The following is an 18321-nucleotide window of genomic DNA, read 5'->3' as shown; positions in this document are numbered from 1 at the left end:
CAGCCGGCCGCCTGTGCACAACCGCGTCACCCGCTCCGGTGACGCCGGTCCGCCAAGGCGCTTCCCATGTGCGGGGAACGGCCCTGGCGGCCCGTCACGCGCCCCCGCCGGGCGGGCACTTCATCCCCGTCACGTCCCGGACACCGTCACGTACTGCTCGCGCACCTCCCGGTAGCGCATGAGCTCCGCGGTGATCGGGTCGAGCACCATCGCCCGGCCGCAGCTCGCGGCCGCCTCCCGCAGCCGGCGCTCGGTCTCCTGTCCGTACCGCCGGGCGGGGCCGCGCGCCGCGGCGGCGCAGGCCCATTCGACGAGCGGGCCGCCGATGATGCCGGCCAGCATGATCAGCACGGGCGGCAGGAGGCCGGGGGCGAGGACGCCGACGATCTGGCCCACGAGCCAGAAGGCGCCGTAGAACTGAAGCAGCGTCATGGCCGCCTGGGTCAGGACCGCCGCGGGCCACCAGGCGGGCCGGGGCGGCCGGCCGCCCTTGGGTGGCTCCGCCGCCGTGACGGCGAGCTTGTCGAGGGCCTCGGGGAGTCCTTGCGCGCCGCGTACCGCCGCCTCGCGGACCGCCTGTGCCCACGGCACCGGCAAGCCGCGCGCCGCCTCGTCCGCGACCACCCGCACCGCCTGCTCGACCCGCTGCCGGGCGGTGAGCTCGTCCTCCACCGGCGCCGCGGGCCGCGGCTCGGCGCCGCCCGGCGTGCGCACCCGTTCGTACCAGCGCCACAGCCGCAGCCACGGCGTCCCGCAGGCCCTGCCCGCACCCCGCCGCCACTCGCGTTCGGCGGCCTCGCCCGCGGCGCTCGCCCCGACCGCGACCGCGAGCCGGGCTCCGAAGTCGTCCCGGGACCGTTCGTCGAGGCCGGGCCGGCCGTCGGCGACGTAGACCGGCCGCAGACGGGCGGCCGCCGCGTCGAGGTCGGCCGAGAGCCGTCGTTCGGCGGCGGCGCGGGACTGGACGAACGCGGCGAGCAGATCGCGCAGTTCGACGACGCCCTCCCCCGTGAGGGCGGACACCGCCAGTACGGTGGCGCCCGGTTCGCCGTGCTCGCCGAGTGCCATCCCGTCCTCGTCGAGCAGCCGCCGCAGGTCGTCCAGGACCTGGTGGGCGGCTTCGCCGGGCAGCCGGTCGATCTGGTTGAGCACGACGAAGGTCACTTCGGCGTGGCCCGCCAGCGGCCGCAGATAGCGCTCGTGGAGGGCGGCGTCCGCGTACTTCTCCGGATCCACGACCCAGATCACCGCGTCGACCAGTGCGAGGACCCGGTCGACCTGCTCGCGGTGCGAGACGACCGCCGAGTCGTGGTCGGGCAGGTCGACCAGGACCAGGCCCTGCAGCGCCTCGTCGCCGACCCCACCCGCCAGGGGCTTGCGCCGCAGCCGCCCGGGGATGGCGAGCCGGTCCAGGAGCCCGGCCGCGCCCTCGGACCAGGTGCAGGCGATGGGCGCGGCGGTGGTGGGCCGGCGCAGCCCGGTCTCGGAGACCGGCACACCGGCGAGGGCGTTGATCAATGTCGACTTGCCGCTTCCGGTGGCGCCGGCGATGGCGACGACGGTGTGCCGGGCGGACAGCCGCTGGCGCGCGGCCGCCTCCTCCAGCACGCGCCCGGCCTCTCCGAGCGTCTCGGCGTCCAGCCGTGTCCTGGACAGCCCCACCAGTTCCCGCAGGGCGTCGAGGCGGCCCCGCAGCCGGCCTCCGTAGGTCTCCCCGATCGGGGTGTGCGGCTCCTCCGGCGGCGTCTCGTCGAACGGTTGCTGGTCCTGGGCGCGGCGCGCGATGAGCCCGTCGTCCCAGCGTTCCTCCACGGCGCTCAAGCCGTCACCTCTCCCTCTGCAGTCTGGACAGCGCGGCGATCAGCTCGGCCTGCGACTCGGGCGTGACCTCGAGCCGGTCGAGCGGGGCGAGGCGCCGGTCCCTCTCCTCGCGCAGTACGCGGTCGATGTAGGTCGTCACGAGCTCGCCGCCCCGGTCGCGCAGCCGCACCGCGCCCTGGGCGCCGATGAGCTCGGCCAGCCGGTCCCCCGCGCCCCGGGTGCGGCGCCCGCCGAGCAGGACGGACGCGAGGAGGGCGGCCACTGTCTCGGCGTCGGGCGCGGCGCTGCGTTCCATGCGCCGTACCTCGTCCTCGGCGAGCTCCTCCAGGACGCGGCGCCAGCGGCGCACGGCCATGCCGATCCGTTCGCCCGCCTCCCGGTCGGAGCTGTCGTACCCGCCGGCGAGCGCCCGGGCGGCCGGCTCGCGCCGCCATGCCTCCTGGACGCGTTCGTCGGCGGCGGCCACGGCGCACTGGAGCAGGGCGGTCAGCGACTCGGCCAGGGAGTCGAGCAGCTCGGTGGCGGTGCAGTCACGGGGGTAGCCGCGCCAGCGGGTGCGGGCGTCCCCGGCGAGGACGGCGCCGCGCGTGAGCTCGCTGCGCACGCGTTCGCCCTCCTGCTCGTACGCCGCCTCGACGGCGCCGGTGAGGCGTACGGCGGCGGCGTACTGGGCGGCGACGGCCCCGGCCAGCTCCGGCATGCGGACGTTCAGCGAGTCGATGACGCCGGTGGCGGTGCGCACCACGGCCTGCTGTCGGGCGGCGGGGTCGAGCGCCCGGTGCGCCAGCCAGTCGCGCAGGGCGGTCACGGCGGTGTCGGGCAGCAGCCCGCTGCCGCCGCCGGCCGACTCGGGCAGTTCGGGGATGGTGAACCGCGGGACGTCACCGAGGCCGGCCCGGACGAGCAGTGCTTCGTACTGCCGCGACACTTCGCCGATCACCTGGTGCGGCACCCGGTCGAGGACGGTGACCAGGGTCGCGTCGTACTCCTTGGCGGTACGCAGCAGATGCCAGGGGACGGCGTCGGCGTACCGGGAGGCGGTGGTGACCATGACCCACACGTCGGCGGCACAGATCAACTCGGCCGCCAGCTCACGGCTCTCGACGACGAGCGAGTCGATGTCGGGCGCGTCCAGCAGGGCCAGCCCACGCGGCAGGGTGGCGGCGGTCTCGACGCGCAGCGCGTTCTTCTCGGCGGCGTCCACCTCGCCGTCGTCGGACGACCAGACGCGGGTGAGCTGCGGCAGGACCCGCATGCCGGCGAACCAGTGGTGATCTTCCGGGTGGCACACGAGGACGGGTGTCCGCGTGGTGGGCCGCAGCACTCCTGCCTCACTGACGCGGCGCCCGACAAGGGAGTTGACGAGCGTCGACTTCCCGGCCCCGGTGGATCCCCCGACGACGGCGAGCAGGGGCGCTTCGGGCTCCTTGAGCCGGGGCACCAGATAGTCGTCGAGCTGCGCGAGCAACTCGGCCCGCGTCTGCCGCGCGCGTGGCGCACCCGGAAGGGGGAGAGGAAGACGCACGGCGGCGACACGGTCGCGCAGGGCGGATAGTGCGTCGATGAGCTGAGGCCGTACGTCCAAGGTCACCACATGCGAAGAATGCCCAATTTCGTGACCTTTTTGAAGCGTATGGCAATCTCTGCGCGCCGATCAGGCACGCGGGACAGACGGGACGAGTGGGACGCAGGCATAACGAGTGCACAACACCCGAGGCGTGTGGCGCGAAAAGCGCTGCGGGAATCGCACCTGCCTGCGATTATCGGTTCGCTTCACCGAACCTCCACATCGTGCCACGCAGGTGAAGCGACCGGGCCAAGGCGATCGGAGCCCTATCCTTGACCCCGGCAAGGTCACGGACCACCCAATCGGGGCTCCAGGCCACAAGGCCACCACCGGCCCCCGTAGCTCAGTGGATAGAGCAGGCGCCTTCTAAGCGCTTGGCCGCAGGTTCGAGTCCTGCCGGGGGCGCACCGTCTCCGCCCTCCTTCGGGAGGGCGTTTTTGCTGCTCGAAGCGGCCGACACGCGGCGCGACGAGGCCGTCGGGCCCTTGGTGGCGATCAAGGGCGGGAATCCGGGGCCGTCCGGTGTCACCGGTTTCCGCGGACGACCGGGTCGCACACCCGCCGGAGTCCCGGCCGGAGGACCGGCCGGCACCGCCCGGAACCTCCTGGAGATCACCCACGGCTCCGAGCCGCCGTTCAAGGTCACGAAGGCCCCGGGGACATGAGCGTGGCCCGGAACTGCCCCACCGGCGGCCGGCCGGGCTCTCGCGGACGCTCTCGCCGCCGGGCCCCGGTCGCTTCCGGCGACCGGCGTCCCGTCCGGCGCCGGTGTGGCTCCATGTAACCTGCTGCGTGGCCCTGTGCCGTTTCACCTGGGACGACCGGGTTCGCAGCGTTTATCTTCGCCTTGGAGGACGGGTGGCAGTGCAGCGGATCACGACCCGCAATGCCCGTTTCCAGCAGCTCCAGACGCTGCTCAACAACCGCACCAAGCGAGGCAGGGCCAAGGAGTTCCTGGTCCAGGGCGTACGGCCGATCACGATGGCGGTGGAACACGGCTGGACCGTCCGTTCCCTGCTGTACGACGCCGACCGCCCGCTGTCACGCTGGGCCGAGGACCTGATGCGTGGGGCCGGCGCCGAACGCGTCGCGATGGCGCCGCAGTTGCTCGCCGAGCTCAGCGAGAAGTCCGACGGGGCGCCGGAAGTCCTGGCCGTGGTGGAGATGCCGCCGGACAACCTCTCGCGCATCAAGGTCCACGACGGCTTCCTCGGTCTGGTCTTCGACCGGCCGACACAGCCGGGCAACATCGGGAGCATCGTGCGGTCGGCCGACGCGTTCGGCGCCGACGGCCTCATCGTGACGGGGCACGCCGCTGATCCGTACGACCCCAAGTCGGTGCGCGCCTCCACGGGGTCCTTCTTCTCCGTCCCCGTGGTGCGCAGCCCGTCGCACCACGACGTCATGGAGTGGGTGGGGAAGGCTCGATCGCAGGGGCGGCCGATCACCGTCGTCGGCACGGACGAGAACGGTGACGCCGATGTCTCCGAGTTCGACCTGACCCAGCCGGTGCTGCTGCTCATAGGCAATGAGACCGCCGGGCTCAGTGCCGCCTGGCGTGAGCAGTGCGACCATGTGGTCAGTATTCCGATGACGGGATCGGCCAGCTCCCTGAACGCGTCGAACGCCGCCTCCGTCGTGCTCTACGAGACCCGCCGCCAGCGCCTCGCGCGGCAGCGGTCGGCGTGACCGTCCAGGTCGCCCAGAGCGTGTTCCGAAACACGCCCTAGTCCTGGATCATGCTCAGGCGGACGAGGTCCGCCAGTGTCGGGGCGCGGTGTTTGGTGCGTATGCGCCGTAAATAGGTGCTGACGGTGTGGACGCTGATACCCAGCCTCCGCGCCGTCTGGTGGTACGTGAGGCCGGCGCCGATGTGTGCCAGCACTTCCCGCTCCCGGGGGGACAGGTCAGGCGGTCCGGTCTGCGCGGTCGGGCTTGGCATTCTCGCTCCATGGGGCAGGGGAAGCCGCGCGGCGAGCGCGCCCCGCGACCGGCCGCGGTGAGGTGCGTCCTCCCACGCGACACTCCGCGACACACAGAGGCGATTCAATCACGAAGCCGATGAAGCGCAAGGAACTGCGGCCTCATACCCCAAATCACCTCGTAATCTTCGGTAACTCGCCTGTCAAGTCACCAACTTGAGGGGCTCCAGGCCGAACGCGAACCAGGCGAGTGTGGAGTCGGCAGAGATCACGGCGGCACCCACCCCACATGCCGACCGGAGGGAAACGCGCATGAGGCACTTCCGTCTGCTCGCCGCGGGCAACGGCATATCGGCGTACGGCAGCTACCTGAACATGGTGGCGCTGAACGTCTTCATCTACCACGTGACGGGCAGCGCCTTCGCGGCCGGTCTGTACATGGCCGTACGGCTCGGGACGAGTGTCGTGTCCGGCTTCGTCAGCGGGCGGCTGGTGTCGCGGTACGACCGGAAGCGTCTGATGGTGGGCGCCGACCTCACCCAGGCGGTGGCGCTGCTGTCCCTGGTGATGGCACCGGACGACGCGCGCGTGTCGCTGGTGTTCGCGCTCGCCGTGGTCACCGGCGGCTGTTCGACGCTGTCACAGGTGTCCCTGCGCAGCAGCATTCCCGAGATCGTCGGGCCCGAACTGCGGGCCCGGGCGAACGGGCTGCTGGTGACCGGCCGCTCCCTCGCCATGATCGCCGGGTTCGCCTCGTCGGGTGTGGTCGTGGCGCAGTTCGGCTACACCACCGCCTTCGTCCTGGACGCCGTCAGCTTCCTGGTCTCCGCCACGATCCTCTTCCTGCTGCCCGTACGGACCCGGGCCGCCGCCGTAGAGGGCTCCGGAGCGTCCGGGGGCGGCGGAGGTGAGGAGAAGACCTCGGGCACCGCCCAGTGGGCGCTGCGCATGCTGCCGCGGGCCGCGCCGCTGCTGGCGGTGATGATCGCGGTGCGTGCGGTCGACGGCCTCGGGTCGTCCTCCCACAACGTGGCCCTGCCGATCTACTCCAGCGGCCTGGACCCCGGCCATCCGGCCACGTTCATCAGCCAGTTCTGGGCCACCTGGGCGATCGGCTGCATCCTGGCCCAGCAGGTGCTCGGGCGGCGGACGAAGGCGACCGGCCGCACCCCCGGTGAGCGGGCGTTCGCGCTCGGGGCGTGCGTGATGTCGGCCGGGTTCATCGTGGTGTTCACCGGCCTCCCGACCCCGGTCACCCTGATCGCCGCCCTGGTGGCCGGCGCGGCCGACGGGTTCACCGAGGTCGTGTACGTGTCGCGGCTGCAGGCCGCCCCCGACGAGCAGCGCGGCCGCCTCTTCGGGCTGTCCGCCTCGGTCGAGAACGCCGGGTTCGGCCTGGGGATGCTCGTCAGCGCTGCCCTGCTGGAGAGCTTCGCGCCGCTGCCGGTGGTGGCGGCCTTCCACGGACTCGCGATCGCCCTGTGCGTCGTCATGCTCGCCGTGCTGCTCCGCCGGCGCGGGCAGGGCGGGCAGGGCAGGGAGTACGGACAGGGCGGGCAGGACAGGCAGGACGGGCACGACGGGACGGCCACGCGCGGGCCGCGGGCGACGACCGTGCCGCAGGGGCCGCAGGAGACCGACGGGACACCCGGGCCGCCGGTGAAGCACGCCGACACGACGTCGATCGCGGAGGGCAGCGGCTCATGACCGCGCACATACAAGGCCCTCAGGGGGCCGGCATGGCCGTCATCGGGGTGGCCTTCCGGCTGCCCGGCGCGGACACTCCGGAAGACCTGTGGCGGATCGTCCGCAACGGCGAGGACCGGATCACCCGCTTCACGGACGAGGAACTGGCCGCGGCAGGCGTCCCGGAGGAGCACTACCGGGCACCGGACTTCGTGGGCGCGTCCGGGATCCTCGACGACATCGCGGGCTTCGACGCCGCGCACTTCCGGATGAGTGGCCGCGAGGCCCAGATCACCGACCCCCAGCAGCGGATCTTCCTGGAGTGCGCCCAGCACGCACTGGAGAACGCGGGCTACCCCGACGAACGCGACGGCACCCGCGTGGGCGTCTGGGCCTCCACCGGGTACCACCTGTACACCCTGCAGAACTACCTGCTGAACAACGTCCTGCCGGGCCGGGCCGTCGACGACTGGCTCGCCGGCATGCAGATCACCGTCGGCAACTACGCCGATTTCACGGCCACCCGGACCGCCTACCGGCTCGGCCTGACCGGCCCGGCGATCAGCGTCCAGACCGCCTGCTCCAGTTCCCTCGTCGGCGTACAGCTCGCCGCCCAGTCGCTGCTGATGGACGACTGCGACGTGGCCCTCGTCGGGGCGACGGCCGTCCATCTGCCGCACGTCCTCGGCTACCGGTACGTCAAGGGTTCGATCCTTTCCAAGAGCGGCTACCTGCGGGCCTTCGACGCCGACGCGGACGGCACCGTCGGGGGTACGGGCGTCGTGGCCGTCGTACTGAAGCGGCTGGAGCGGGCGCTCGCCGACGGCGACACGATCCACGGTGTCCTGCGCGGCTGGGGCGTCACCAACGACGGGGCCGGCAAGCCGACGTTCACCGCGCCCAGTGCCCGGGGCCAGCGCGCCGCCATCCGCCGGGCTCTGGACCGGGCCGGCGTCGGCGCCGACACGATCGGGTACCTGGAGACGCACGGCACCGGCACGTTCAAGGGCGATCCCATCGAGTTCGAGGGCGCCACGGCCGCGTTCCGCGAGGACGGCGACCGCACCGGGTACTGCGCCCTCGGCTCGGTGAAGGCCAACATCGGGCACCTGGACGTCGCCTCGGGCCTGGCCGGGCTGGTGAAGACGCTGCTCGTGCTGAAGCACGGCGTCATACCGCCGATGGCCAACTTCAGCCGCCCCAACCCGCTCCTCGACCTGGAGCACAGCCCCTTCTACGTGCCGCGCGCGGCCTCGCCCTGGCCGGAGAGCGCCACCCCGCGCCGCGCGGGCCTCTCCTCCCTCGGGGTCGGCGGCACCAACGTCCACCTCGTCCTCGAACAGGCCCCCGAGCCGCCGGCCCCGCCCGGCGGCGCGTTACCGCCGCCCGGCGTCCTGCTGGTCTCCGGCAGCAGCGCGGAGGCACTGGCCGCGAACGCCCGGGCGTTCGCCGACCGGCTGCGGCGGCAGCCCGGTCTCCGGCCGGCCGATGTCGTCACCACCGCGGCGCTCGGGCGTACGCACGGCCGGCACCGGCTCGCCGCCCGCGGCACCACCCCCACCGCGTTCGCCGACGCCCTCGACGCCTGGCTCGCCGACGACCCGACGGCCCCGGTGACCGCGGGGACGGTGCCCGCAGGGGTGTCGTCCCCGGGTACCGGGACCGGGGCGGCGGGGAACACCCGGGCCGCGCGCACCGGGGCGGAGGGGAACTCCGGGGCCGCGCGCGCGGGGGCCGCCGACGACGCGGGTGCCGCGCCGACCGGGTTCCTGTTCACCGGGCAGGCGAGCCCGTACCCCGGGATGGCCCGGGAGCTGTACGAGCGGTTCCCGGCCGTGCGCGAAGTCCTGGACACCTGCGAAAGCCACTACGCGGACCTCACCGGCGGCTCGTTGCGCGCCGGGCTCCTCGCGGACCCGGACGCCGGCGGCGGGGTCGTGTGGCCGACGGACACCGCGCAGCCCGCCCTGTACGCCCTGCAGTGCGCCCTCGTCCGGCTGTGGGAGGACAGCGGCGTGACACCGGGCGTCGTCGCCGGACACAGCGTCGGCGAGTACGCCGCCCTCCACGCCGCCGGAGCGCTCACGCTGGAGGACGGGCTGCGGCTGACCGCCCTGCGCGGCCGGCTGATGCAACAGCGGTGCGCCCCTGGCGGCATGGTCGCGGTGGCGGTCACCCGGGACGCCGCACTGGACCTGGCCTCCGAGGTGCCCGACATGGAGCTCTCCGTGACGAACGGCCGGCGCGGGCAGGTACTCGCCGGCCCGGTGCCGGCCGTGGAGAAGCTCTGCGCGCTGCTGGAGGAACGCGGCGTGCCGGGTGAGCGGCTCCCGGTGGACCGGGCCTTCCACACCGCGACCATGGAGCCCATGCTCGGCGAGTTCCGGGCCGTACTGGACACCGTGGCGTTCCGTCCGACCGTCACTCCCCTCGTCAGCGGGCTCGACGGGCGGGTCCGCCGGCCCGGCTGGGCCCCGGACGCCGACTACCTGGTCCGGCACACCCGCGAGCCGGTCCGCTTCGACCGGGCTCTGGGCACGATCGCCGCACAGAACCCGGCGGCGCTCGTCGAGATCGGCCCGCACACCACCCTCAGCGGCCTCGCGCGCCGGGCACTCCCGGGCGTCCCCGCCCTTCCGTCGCTGCGGCGCGGTACCGGGCTCGACACCCTGTGGGCCGCGGCGGCGGGCCTGCACTGCGCCGGCGCGGCCGTCGACTGGCGGCCCTTCCTGGCGGGCTGCGGCGGCGGACGGATTCCGCTGCCCGGCTACCGCTTCCAGCACAACGACCACTGGACAGGGCCCGCGTTGACGGCCCTGCGAACCGTCACACCATCGAGAAATGGAGCCGTTGTGGCACAGCACGAGGCAGCGGTTGAACAGGTTCTGCGCAGCATCATCGAATCCACGGCCCGGCACCTCGAACACGATCCGGCGGCGATCACCGGGGGCACGTCGTTCTTCGACCTCGGGGCCGACTCGCTGCTGATGATCAGCATGCTGCGCGAACTGGAACAGCAGCACCAGGTGAAGGTGACCATGAGGGAGCTGTTCGAGGAGACGGGTACGCCCCTCCAGCTCGCGGAACTCATCGTCGCCCGCATGCCGGCGACGGCGCCGGCACAGACGGCGGTGCCGGTCGCCGCTCCGGTCGCGGCAGCGGCCGCAGGGCCGGTCACGGCACAGGCCGCGGCACCTGTCACGGCGGTGGAGCAGCCTCCCGCCCCGATGCCCGGCCTGATCCCGGCCGCGGCTCCTCAGGCGGCGGCCTTCACAGCGGCAGCGACGGCCCCCGCCCCGGCCGCCGCGGCGCCGATCCCGGCGCCGCGGACCGAGACCGTTCCGCCCCTGCCGGCTGCCGCACCGGCGCCCGTGGCGGCCCCCGCCCCGGCCGCCCCACCCGCTGTCGCTCCCGCCACTCCTGCCACTCCTGCCACCGCGCCCGCGGCGCCCACCGCCGACCGGACCCCCGCGCCGGAGTACGCCACCCGCCGGGAGCTGGAGGACCTCACGCAGAAGCTGCAGCAGATGGCGCAGATACAGGTGCAGATGATGGCGCAGTTGTCCCAGTTGCTCGCCCTCCAGACCGCCTCGGCCCACGCCGCGCTGAACGGCAAGGTGGCCCAGTGACCGGCCCGAGTTCCGCCTCCGCGGCCCTCGACCAGGACCTGGCCGCCATGGCGGAACTGTCCCGGCGCATCGCGGAGCAGATGGGCGCCGTCGTGCCGGGGGCCGGGGGGAGCGCCACGGACGGGGCCGGGCCGGAGCAGGCCGGTGCCGCCCCCCGCCGCGTCCACGGACCGCGCGTGACCGTCGCCCGGTCCTCCGGCATGGTCCAGGGCGCCTCCCCGCGGACCCAGCAGGAGCACCTGGACGATCTCGTACGCCGCTACACGGCGAAGAGCCCGACCTCGAAGCGGATCGCCCAGCGGTACCGCCGTGTCCTGGCGGACAGCCGGGCCGTCGTGGGATTCCGCAGCGCCACCAAGGAGATGCTGTACCCGATCGCGGGACGCAGGGCGAGCGGCGCGCGTCTGGAGGACGTCGACGGCAACGAGTACGTCGACATCACCATGGGCTTCGGTGTGCTGCTCTTCGGCCACGAGCCGGCCTTCGTCAGCGAGGCCGTCCGCGAGCACCTGTCCCGCGGCGTCCAGCTCGGCCCCAGGAACGTCGAGACCGGCGAGGCCGCCGAACTGCTGGCGGAGCTGACGGGTCTGGAGCGGGTGGCGTTCGCGAACTCCGGTACGGAGGCCAACTCCGCGGCCATCCGGCTGGCCCGCGCCGCCACCGGACGCAACAAGATCGTCACCTTCAACGGGGCGTACCACGGCCACGCCGACGGTGTCCTCGGCCGTTCCACCGGGGCCAAGGCCGAGCGGCTCACCGTTCCCGTCTCCAGCGGCATTCCGCACAGCTCCGTCTCCGAACTGCTGGTGCTCGACTACGGCGCCGATGCCTCCCTGGAGGCCATCGAGCGGAACGCGGCGGACATCGCCGCCGTCATCGTCGAGCCCGTGCAGAGCAGGCACCCGGCGCTCCAGCCGGTCGAGTTCGTCCGCAGGCTGCGCGAGCTGACCCGACGACTCGGCATCGTGCTGATGTTCGACGAGATGCTCACCGGTTTCCGTCCCGCGCCGCGCGGCGCGCAGGAGCTGTACGGGGTCACGCCGGACCTCGCGACGTACGGCAAACTGCTCGGCGGCGGCTTCCCCATCGGCGCCATCGCGGGCCGCTCCGACATCATGGACGGCGTCGACGGCGGCTACTGGAGCTACGGCGACGACAGTTACCCGCCCGCCGACACCACCTTCTTCGGCGGCACGTACATCCAGCACCCGGTGTCCATGGTCGCGGCCCGCGCGGTGCTCACCCACCTCAAGGAGAACAGTCCACGGCTCCAGGAACGCCTCAACGCGCGTACCGACGAGCTGGCCCGGACGCTCAACGGCTTCTTCGAGGCCGAGGAGTACCCGCTGCGGATGACGCACTTCGGCTCGCAGTTCCGCTTCGACCACCGCGCGGACATGGAGCTGCTGTACCACCATCTGATGCTGCGGGGCGTGCACGTCTGGGAGTGGCGCAACTTCTTCCTGTCCACCGCGCACTCGGACGGCGACATCGAGTTCATCGCCGACGCCGTGAAGGGGTCGCTGCGCGAGCTGCGGTCGGCCGGCTTCTTCCCGGGCGGGCCCGTGGTCGCCCCGAAGGCCGCCCCCGCTGCCGCGCAGGCCCCGTCGCCGGCCCCGGCCCCCATCGCCGCCGCTGCCCCGGCACCGGCACCGGCACCAGCACCAGCACCAGCACCAGCCCCGACCTCGGCCGCCGTGCCGTCGATGGCGTGGAACACGGCCGCGACCCGTAACGAGCCCGTACGGAGCGAGCCGCGCCCCGCGCCCGCCGCGGCCCGCGGTCCCTCCCGGACACCCGACTTCAGCATCTACTTCTTCGGCGACTACCCGCAGCCGGACGAGACCGCCTCCCGTCCGGGAAAGTACGAACTCCTGCTGGAGACCGCGCGCTTCGCCGACAAGAACGGCTTCCACGCGCTGTGGATGCCCGAGCGGCATTTCCACTCCTTCGGCGGCCTCTTCCCGAACCCCGCGGTGCTGGCGGCGGCGCTGTCCCGGGAGACCGGGCGGATCCGCCTCAACGCGGGCTCCGTCGTACTGCCGCTCCACGACCCGATCCGCGTCGCGGAGGAGTGGTCGATGGTCGACAACCTCTCCGACGGCCGCGTCGGCATCGGCGTCGCGAGCGGCTGGCACGCCCATGACTTCGTCTTCTTCCCCGAGCGCTTCGGCCGGCACAAGGAGGCGATGTTCGAGCAGCTGGAGCAGGTGCGGTCGTTCTGGCGCGGTGAGGCGCTGCGGCGTACGACGGGAGACGGCGAGGCGGAACTGCGGCTGTTCCCGCGGCCCGTGCAGGGTGCGCCGCCGTTCTTCACGGCGGTGGTCGGCAACCCGGCCTCGTACGAGCTGGCGGCCCGGCACGACCTCGGCATCGTCACCAATCTGATGACCCAGAGCGTGGACCAGCTGCGGGACAACATCGCCCTGTACCGCGAAACGCGGGCCAGGTACGGCCTGGACCCGGCCGCCGGCCGCGTGGCCGTCCTGCTGCACACCTACCTGGCGGCGGACCACGCGACGGCGCGGACCGAGGCGTACGAGCCGCTGTCCCGCTACATGCGCGCGTCCCTGTCGCTGTTCGGCGGAGTGACCAACAGCCTGGGCCACAACGTGGACCTGTCCGCGCTGAGCGAGGACGACCTCGACACGGTGTTCCGCCGCGCCTACGGCCGGTACTGCGACCAGCGTGCGCTGATCGGCACGGTGGAAACGGTCTCGCCGGTGGTCGACGCGGTGATGGGCGCGGGCGCCGACGAGATCGTGTCGCTGGTGGACTTCGGTGTGGCACCGGACGAACTGCGCGCGAGCCTCACCCATGTGGACGCGCTGCGCCGCCGGCACCAGGAGACCGTCCCGGCTTCCCCGGCCCCGGCCGCCCCGGCGGCCCCGGCGGCCCCGGGCACGTCCGCTTCCGCTCCCGCTCCCGCCGTGGCGCCGTCCGCGGCCCCCGACCCCGCCCCCCTCTCACCCGGCCAGCAGCGGATCTGGTTCCTGGAGCGCCTGCTGCCGGGCCGTACCGCGTACAACGAGGTCAAGGCCATCCGTCTCGACGGACCGCTCGACGTGCCCGCCCTGCGCGCGGCGCTGCGCGGTGTCGTGGCCCGGCACGAGGGTCTGCGGACGGTCTTCCGCGAGACCGGGGACGGGCCGGTCCAGGTCGTAAGGGCGCCCGGCGAGCCGGACTTCGAGGTCGTCGACGCCACGGGAGAAGTCACGGGAGAAGACGGGGAGACGGCGGTCCAGCGGGTGCTGCGGACCGAGAGTGCCCGGCGCTTCGACCTCGCGGACGGCCCGCTGTTCGTCAGCCGGCTGGTCCGGCTCGGCGACGAGGAGCACGTCCTCGTCCTGTCCCTGCACCACATCGTGGTCGACGCGGCGTCGGCCACGGTCCTGGCCCGCGACCTGTCCGCGCTCTACCGGGCCGAGCGCGACGGCACCGATCCCGGTCTGCCCGCGCTGACATGGAGCTACGCCGACTACGCCCGCGAGCAGGCGGCGGCCCTAAAGAAAACCGCGGCGGCCGACGACCTGGCCTACTGGCTCCGGGTTCTCGGCGGTGAACTGCCCGTCCTGGAGCTGCCCACCGACCGGCCGCGGCCGGCGACGATGACGTCCAACGGGCGCGCGGAGTTCCGCACCCTGACCCCGGAGCTGTCCGCGCGGCTGCGGGAGCTGAGCCGGGCGAACCGGAGCACGCTGTTCATGACCCTGCTGGCCGGGTACGCGGCGATGCTGCACCGGGTGACGGGGCAGGAGGACATCGTCGTCGGGACGCCGATCTCGGACCGGCCGCAGGGCGCCGGGGATCTGCTCGGGTTCTTCGTCAACACCCTCGCGCTGCGCTTCGACCTGTCGGGCGACCCGGCGTTCGGGACACTGCTGGACCGGGTGCGCGCGGTCGCGCTCGACGCGTACGAACACGCCGGCGTGGCGTTCGAGACGGTGGTGCGTGAGCTCGCCCCGCCGCGGGTGACGGACCGCACGCCGGTCTTCCAGGTGCTCGCCGAGTTCCAGCGCAGCGAGCCGTTCCGGTTCGAGCTGCCCGGGGTACGGGCGACGCCGCTGGACGCCGGTCCGGACAAGGCCCTGGCGGACTTCACCGTCTACTTCACGGACCAGCCGCAGGGCATCCGGTGCCATCTGGAGTACAACACCGACCTGTTCGACGCGTCGACGGTCGAGCGGTTCTTCGGGATCTTCCGCGACCTGCTCGCGGCGGCCGTGGAGGCGCCGGACGTACCGCTGTCGCGGCTGGCCGTACCGGCGGCGCCGTGGCGCGCGGCCGAGGGCTGCGCCGTGCCGGAGGCGTGGCAGCGCGGCCCGGTCCGGCCGCTGCCGGACACCACCGTCCACGAGCTGGTGTCCCGCCGGGCGGCGGCGCACCCGGACCGGGCCGCGGTGATCTGCGGCGACACCGTGCTCACCTACGGGGAGCTGGAGGCGCGCGCCGGCCGGCTCGCGGCCGTGATCCAGGAGCGAGAGGCGGCCGCCGGCGCCCGCGGGGACACGGTGGCGCTGTGGCTGCCGCGCTCCGCCGACCTCGTCGTGGCCATGCTCGCGGTACTCAAGTCCGGCCGGGCGTACGTTCCGCTCGACCCGTCCCTCGGCCACTCGCGCGCCGAGACGGTCATCGCCGAGTGCGGGGCCCGGACGGTGGTGGCCGAGGCGGACGGGGCTGTGGTGCCGACACTGCCGGACGGGGTGGCTGTGGTGTCCCCGGACGCGGCGCCCGAAGGCCGCCCCGACGCCGTCGGAGGCGCCGTCGAAGGCGCCAGGGCTCCGGCGGCGGACCCCGAGTCGCTCTGCTACGTCATCTACACCTCGGGCAGTACGGGCACCCCGAAGGGGGTGGCGGTGCCGCACCGTGGTGTCGTCGACCGGTGCCGGTGGCACCACGAGCGGTTCCGTTTCACCGAGGACGACCGCGGCGCCGTCGTGTGCAGCCAGAGCTTCGACGCCTCGGTGCTGGAGATCTGGCCCGCGCTGACCGCGGGCGCCTCGATCACGGTCGCCGACGACGCGGTCCGCAGGGACCCGCTCGCGCTGGCCCGCTGGTACGCGGCGCAGCGCGTCACCTTCACGATCCTGCCCACGGCGCTCGGCGAGGCGGTGCTGGAGCTCCCGCCGGCCGAACAGCCGCCGCTGCGTCATCTGCTGCTGGGCGGCGACGTGATGCGGGTACGGCCGCGTCCGGAGGCGGCGTACGAGACGGTCAACGTGTACGGGCCGACCGAGGTCACGGTGCTGTGCACCGTCGAGACGGTCGCACCCGGCGCGAGGGGCGACCGGTCCGGCATCGCCATCGGGCGGCCGGTGGACAACGTCCGTCTGCTGGTGGCCGACGCCTCGGGGCGGCCGGTGCCGGCCGGGGAGGTCGGTGAGCTGTACGTGGCCGGTCCGGGCGTCGCCCGCGGCTATCTGCGCCGCCCGGAGCTGACCGACGAGCGCTTCCTGCCGGACCCGGACGGCGGGCCGGACGCCCGTCTGTACCGCACGGGTGATCTGGTGCGGTGGACCGAGGACGGGAAGCTGGAGTTCCGGGGGCGGACGGACGACCAGGTGAAGATCCGCGGGTTCCGGGTCGAGCCGGAGGAGGTCTCCCGCACTCTGGGTGGCCTGGAGGGGGTGCGGGAGGCGGTCGTGCTGGCCCGCCGGAATGCCCGGGGCGAGGCGTATCTGGCGGCGTACGCGGTGCCCGCGGACCCGGTCGGGGAGGACTCCGACGACCGTCAGGCGTTCGCCGACCTGATGGCGGACGAGTTGGCGGGGCGGCTGCCCGACTATCTGGTGCCGCGCGCCTGGGCCGTCCTGGCGGGGCTGCCCCTGACGGGCACCGGAAAGCTGGACCGGGCGGGCCTGCCGGCGCCGGACCTCGTCACCTCGGCCAAGGGCCGCGATTCCGGTCCCGCGTCCGGACGGACCGGCGGAGCTGCCGACGACCCGACGGTTTCCGGACCGGTGGAGGGCGCCCGGACGGACGTCGAGCGGACGGACGACAAGCGGACGGATGCCGAGCGGGCAGACGACAAGCGGACGGACGACGAGCGAGCAGACGTCGAGCGGCGGCTGCGGGCGCTGTGGGCCGCGGAGTTCGGCGTGGACGCCGACGCCATCGCCTCCGACGCCTCGTTCTTCGACCTGGGCGGCCATTCGATCACCGCGATCCGGATGGTCAACCGGGTGCGCGAGGAGTTCGGCGACGAGTACCCGATGGTGAGCTTCTACCGGGAGCCCACGCTGGGGGCCATGACGGCCCGTCTGTCGCGCGCCGCCGGGGAGGCGGACGGGAGCAGCGGCAGCGGCAGCGGCAGCGGCAGCGGCGACGCTGACGTCGAGCGGCGTGCGCCCGTCACCGCCCAGCAGGCCCGGTTCATCGCCACGCACGCCGCCCACCCGCGCCCGCAGGTGTTCAACGTCGCCATGCGGCTCACCCTCACCGGGGACCTGGACCGGGCGGCGCTCAGCGGGGCACTGACCCGGCTCACCGCCCGGCACGAGTCGCTGCGCACCCGTTTCGCCCGCGAGGGCGGGGAGTGGTGGCAGGAGATCCTCCGGCCCCGGCCGGTGGACCTGCTCGTCGAGGACCTCACCGCCCTGTCGGAGCGGGAGCGGGAAGCGGAGCTGGAACGCGTCGGCGCCGAGGCCGCCGAGACCGTGTTCGAGCTGACGTCCGGGGTGGCGCCGGTGCTCCGGCTGCTGCGTACCGGTGAACACACGTGGGTGATGCTGTTCGTGCTGCACCACGCCGTCTGCGACGGCTGGGCCGTCAGTCTGCTGCTGAAGGAATTGGCGGCGCTCTACGCGGCGGAGGCCACCGGCGTGCCGGACGGGCTCGACCCGGAGCCGTACCAGCCGTCGGCGTACGCGAGCTGGCAGCGGGAGCAGGCCGATCCCGCGTCGGACGAGCGCCGGGTGGACTTCTGGCTGCGGGAACTGGACGGGGCGCCCTTCGACCACGGGCTGCCGCTGGACCGGCCGCGTCCCGAGGAGTCCAGCGGGCGGGGCGGTGCCGTGATGTTCACGGTGCCCGCCGAGGTGCGGGCCGACGTGGAGCGGCTGGCGAAGCGGGAGGGCACGACGCCGTTCGCGGTGACGGCGTCCGCGCTGGGCCGGCTCCTGTCCCGGAAGTCCGGGCAGCCGGACGTGCTGCTCAACATCTCGTACGCCAACCGCGAGCGGCGCGCGTTCGAGTCCCTGGCCGCGTGCACGGTCACGGGGTTCGCGCTGCGCGTACGCAACCGTCCCGCCGAGCCGTTCACCGGGCTCGTGGAGCGGGTCGCCGCGACCACCGCCGAGTGCATCGACCTGCTGCTGGCACCGCGGCAGATCGTCCCCGCGATGCGGGAGCGCAAGGGGGTCGAGATGCCGGACCGGCTGAGCCTGGGGTTCGCCTACCAGAGCTCGCTGGAGACCGAAGTCCGGTTCCCGGGGCTGGAGGTGGGCGTGGAGGACCTGGCGCCGGCGGCCGCCCGTACGGATCTGATCGTCGGGCTCGTACCCGCCGGGGACGTGCTCTCGGGGTTCGTGGAGTACTCCACGGACCTGTGGGACCACGAGACGATCGAGGGGTGGGCACGTGAATACGTCGCCCTGCTGACGGACGAGGTCCGGCGGGCCCTCGTCGGCTGATCGCGCGGGCGTCCCCGCCGGGGCGTGGAGGAAGGGCCGGCCGCCCGGAGCGGCCGGCCCTTCGC

8 protein-coding genes and 1 tRNA gene are annotated in these 18321 nt (G+C 73.6%); 6 read left to right on the top strand and 3 right to left on the bottom strand.

From position 1 onward, the window contains the following. Positions 1-129 precede the first annotated feature (129 nt). Positions 130-1812 (bottom strand): YfjP family GTPase, encoded by a 1683-nt coding sequence (locus ACY34K_RS07160; protein ID WP_462745477.1) that lies wholly within the window; start codon positions 1810-1812, stop codon positions 130-132. A 13-nt stretch (positions 1813-1825) separates the two neighbouring features. Next, entirely contained in the window at positions 1826-3406 is a 1581-nt protein-coding gene (locus tag ACY34K_RS07155; RefSeq protein ID WP_462745475.1) for a dynamin family protein, read from the bottom strand. Between the two features lie 314 nt (positions 3407-3720). Here ACY34K_RS07155 and ACY34K_RS07150 point away from each other — a divergent pair. From ACY34K_RS07150 to ACY34K_RS07140, 3 genes are all read left to right on the top strand, one after another. Continuing rightward, positions 3721-3793, top strand: a tRNA-Arg gene (locus ACY34K_RS07150). A 32-nt stretch (positions 3794-3825) separates the two neighbouring features. Further along, positions 3826-4053: a hypothetical protein gene (locus ACY34K_RS07145; protein ID WP_462744936.1), complete on the top strand. Its 228-nt coding sequence runs from the start codon at positions 3826-3828 to the stop codon at positions 4051-4053. A gap of 193 nt (positions 4054-4246) precedes the next feature. Next, positions 4247-5077, top strand: a complete 831-nt coding sequence (locus ACY34K_RS07140; protein WP_462744934.1) for a TrmH family RNA methyltransferase — start codon at positions 4247-4249, stop codon at positions 5075-5077. 37 nt (positions 5078-5114) lie between these two features. On the opposite strand, the gene ACY34K_RS07135 is transcribed toward ACY34K_RS07140, so the two are convergent. After that, on the bottom strand, positions 5115-5330 hold the full coding sequence (locus ACY34K_RS07135) for a response regulator transcription factor (RefSeq protein WP_462744932.1): 216 nt from the start codon (positions 5328-5330) through the stop codon (positions 5115-5117). Positions 5331-5622: 292 nt separating this feature from the next. Between ACY34K_RS07135 and ACY34K_RS07130 the strand changes: the two genes are divergently transcribed. The 3 genes from ACY34K_RS07130 to ACY34K_RS07120 are packed head-to-tail and all read left to right on the top strand — an operon-like array spanning position 5623 to position 18256. After that, on the top strand, positions 5623-7017 hold the full coding sequence (locus tag ACY34K_RS07130) for an MFS transporter (RefSeq protein ID WP_462744930.1): 1395 nt from the start codon (positions 5623-5625) through the stop codon (positions 7015-7017). A 32-nt stretch (positions 7018-7049) separates the two neighbouring features. Further along, a complete protein-coding gene (locus ACY34K_RS07125) occupies positions 7050-10625 on the top strand; it encodes a type I polyketide synthase (RefSeq protein WP_462744928.1) in 3576 nt (1191 codons plus the stop codon). Continuing rightward, the gene (locus ACY34K_RS07120) at positions 10622-18256 is read left to right on the top strand and encodes a MupA/Atu3671 family FMN-dependent luciferase-like monooxygenase (protein ID WP_462744926.1); all 7635 of its coding nucleotides are present in this window, start codon (positions 10622-10624) and stop codon (positions 18254-18256) included. The genes ACY34K_RS07125 and ACY34K_RS07120 overlap by 4 nt, the downstream gene beginning before the upstream one ends. The last annotated feature ends 65 nt before the right edge of the window (positions 18257-18321 follow it).

This window comes from Streptomyces sp. STAM6, from assembly GCF_054963715.1.
This window is presented reverse-complemented; position numbering and strand designations above follow the sequence as displayed.

Excerpts from the sequence above, each read along its gene's own strand:
- ACY34K_RS07135 (WP_462744932.1), bottom strand. The coding sequence starts at position 5,330 with ATGCCAAGCCCGACCGCGCAGACCGGACCGCCTGACCTGTCCCCCCGG.
- ACY34K_RS07125 (WP_462744928.1), top strand. The coding sequence starts at position 7,050 with ATGGCCGTCATCGGGGTGGCCTTCCGGCTGCCCGGCGCGGACACTCCG.
- ACY34K_RS07130 (WP_462744930.1), top strand. The coding sequence starts at position 5,623 with ATGAGGCACTTCCGTCTGCTCGCCGCGGGCAACGGCATATCGGCGTAC.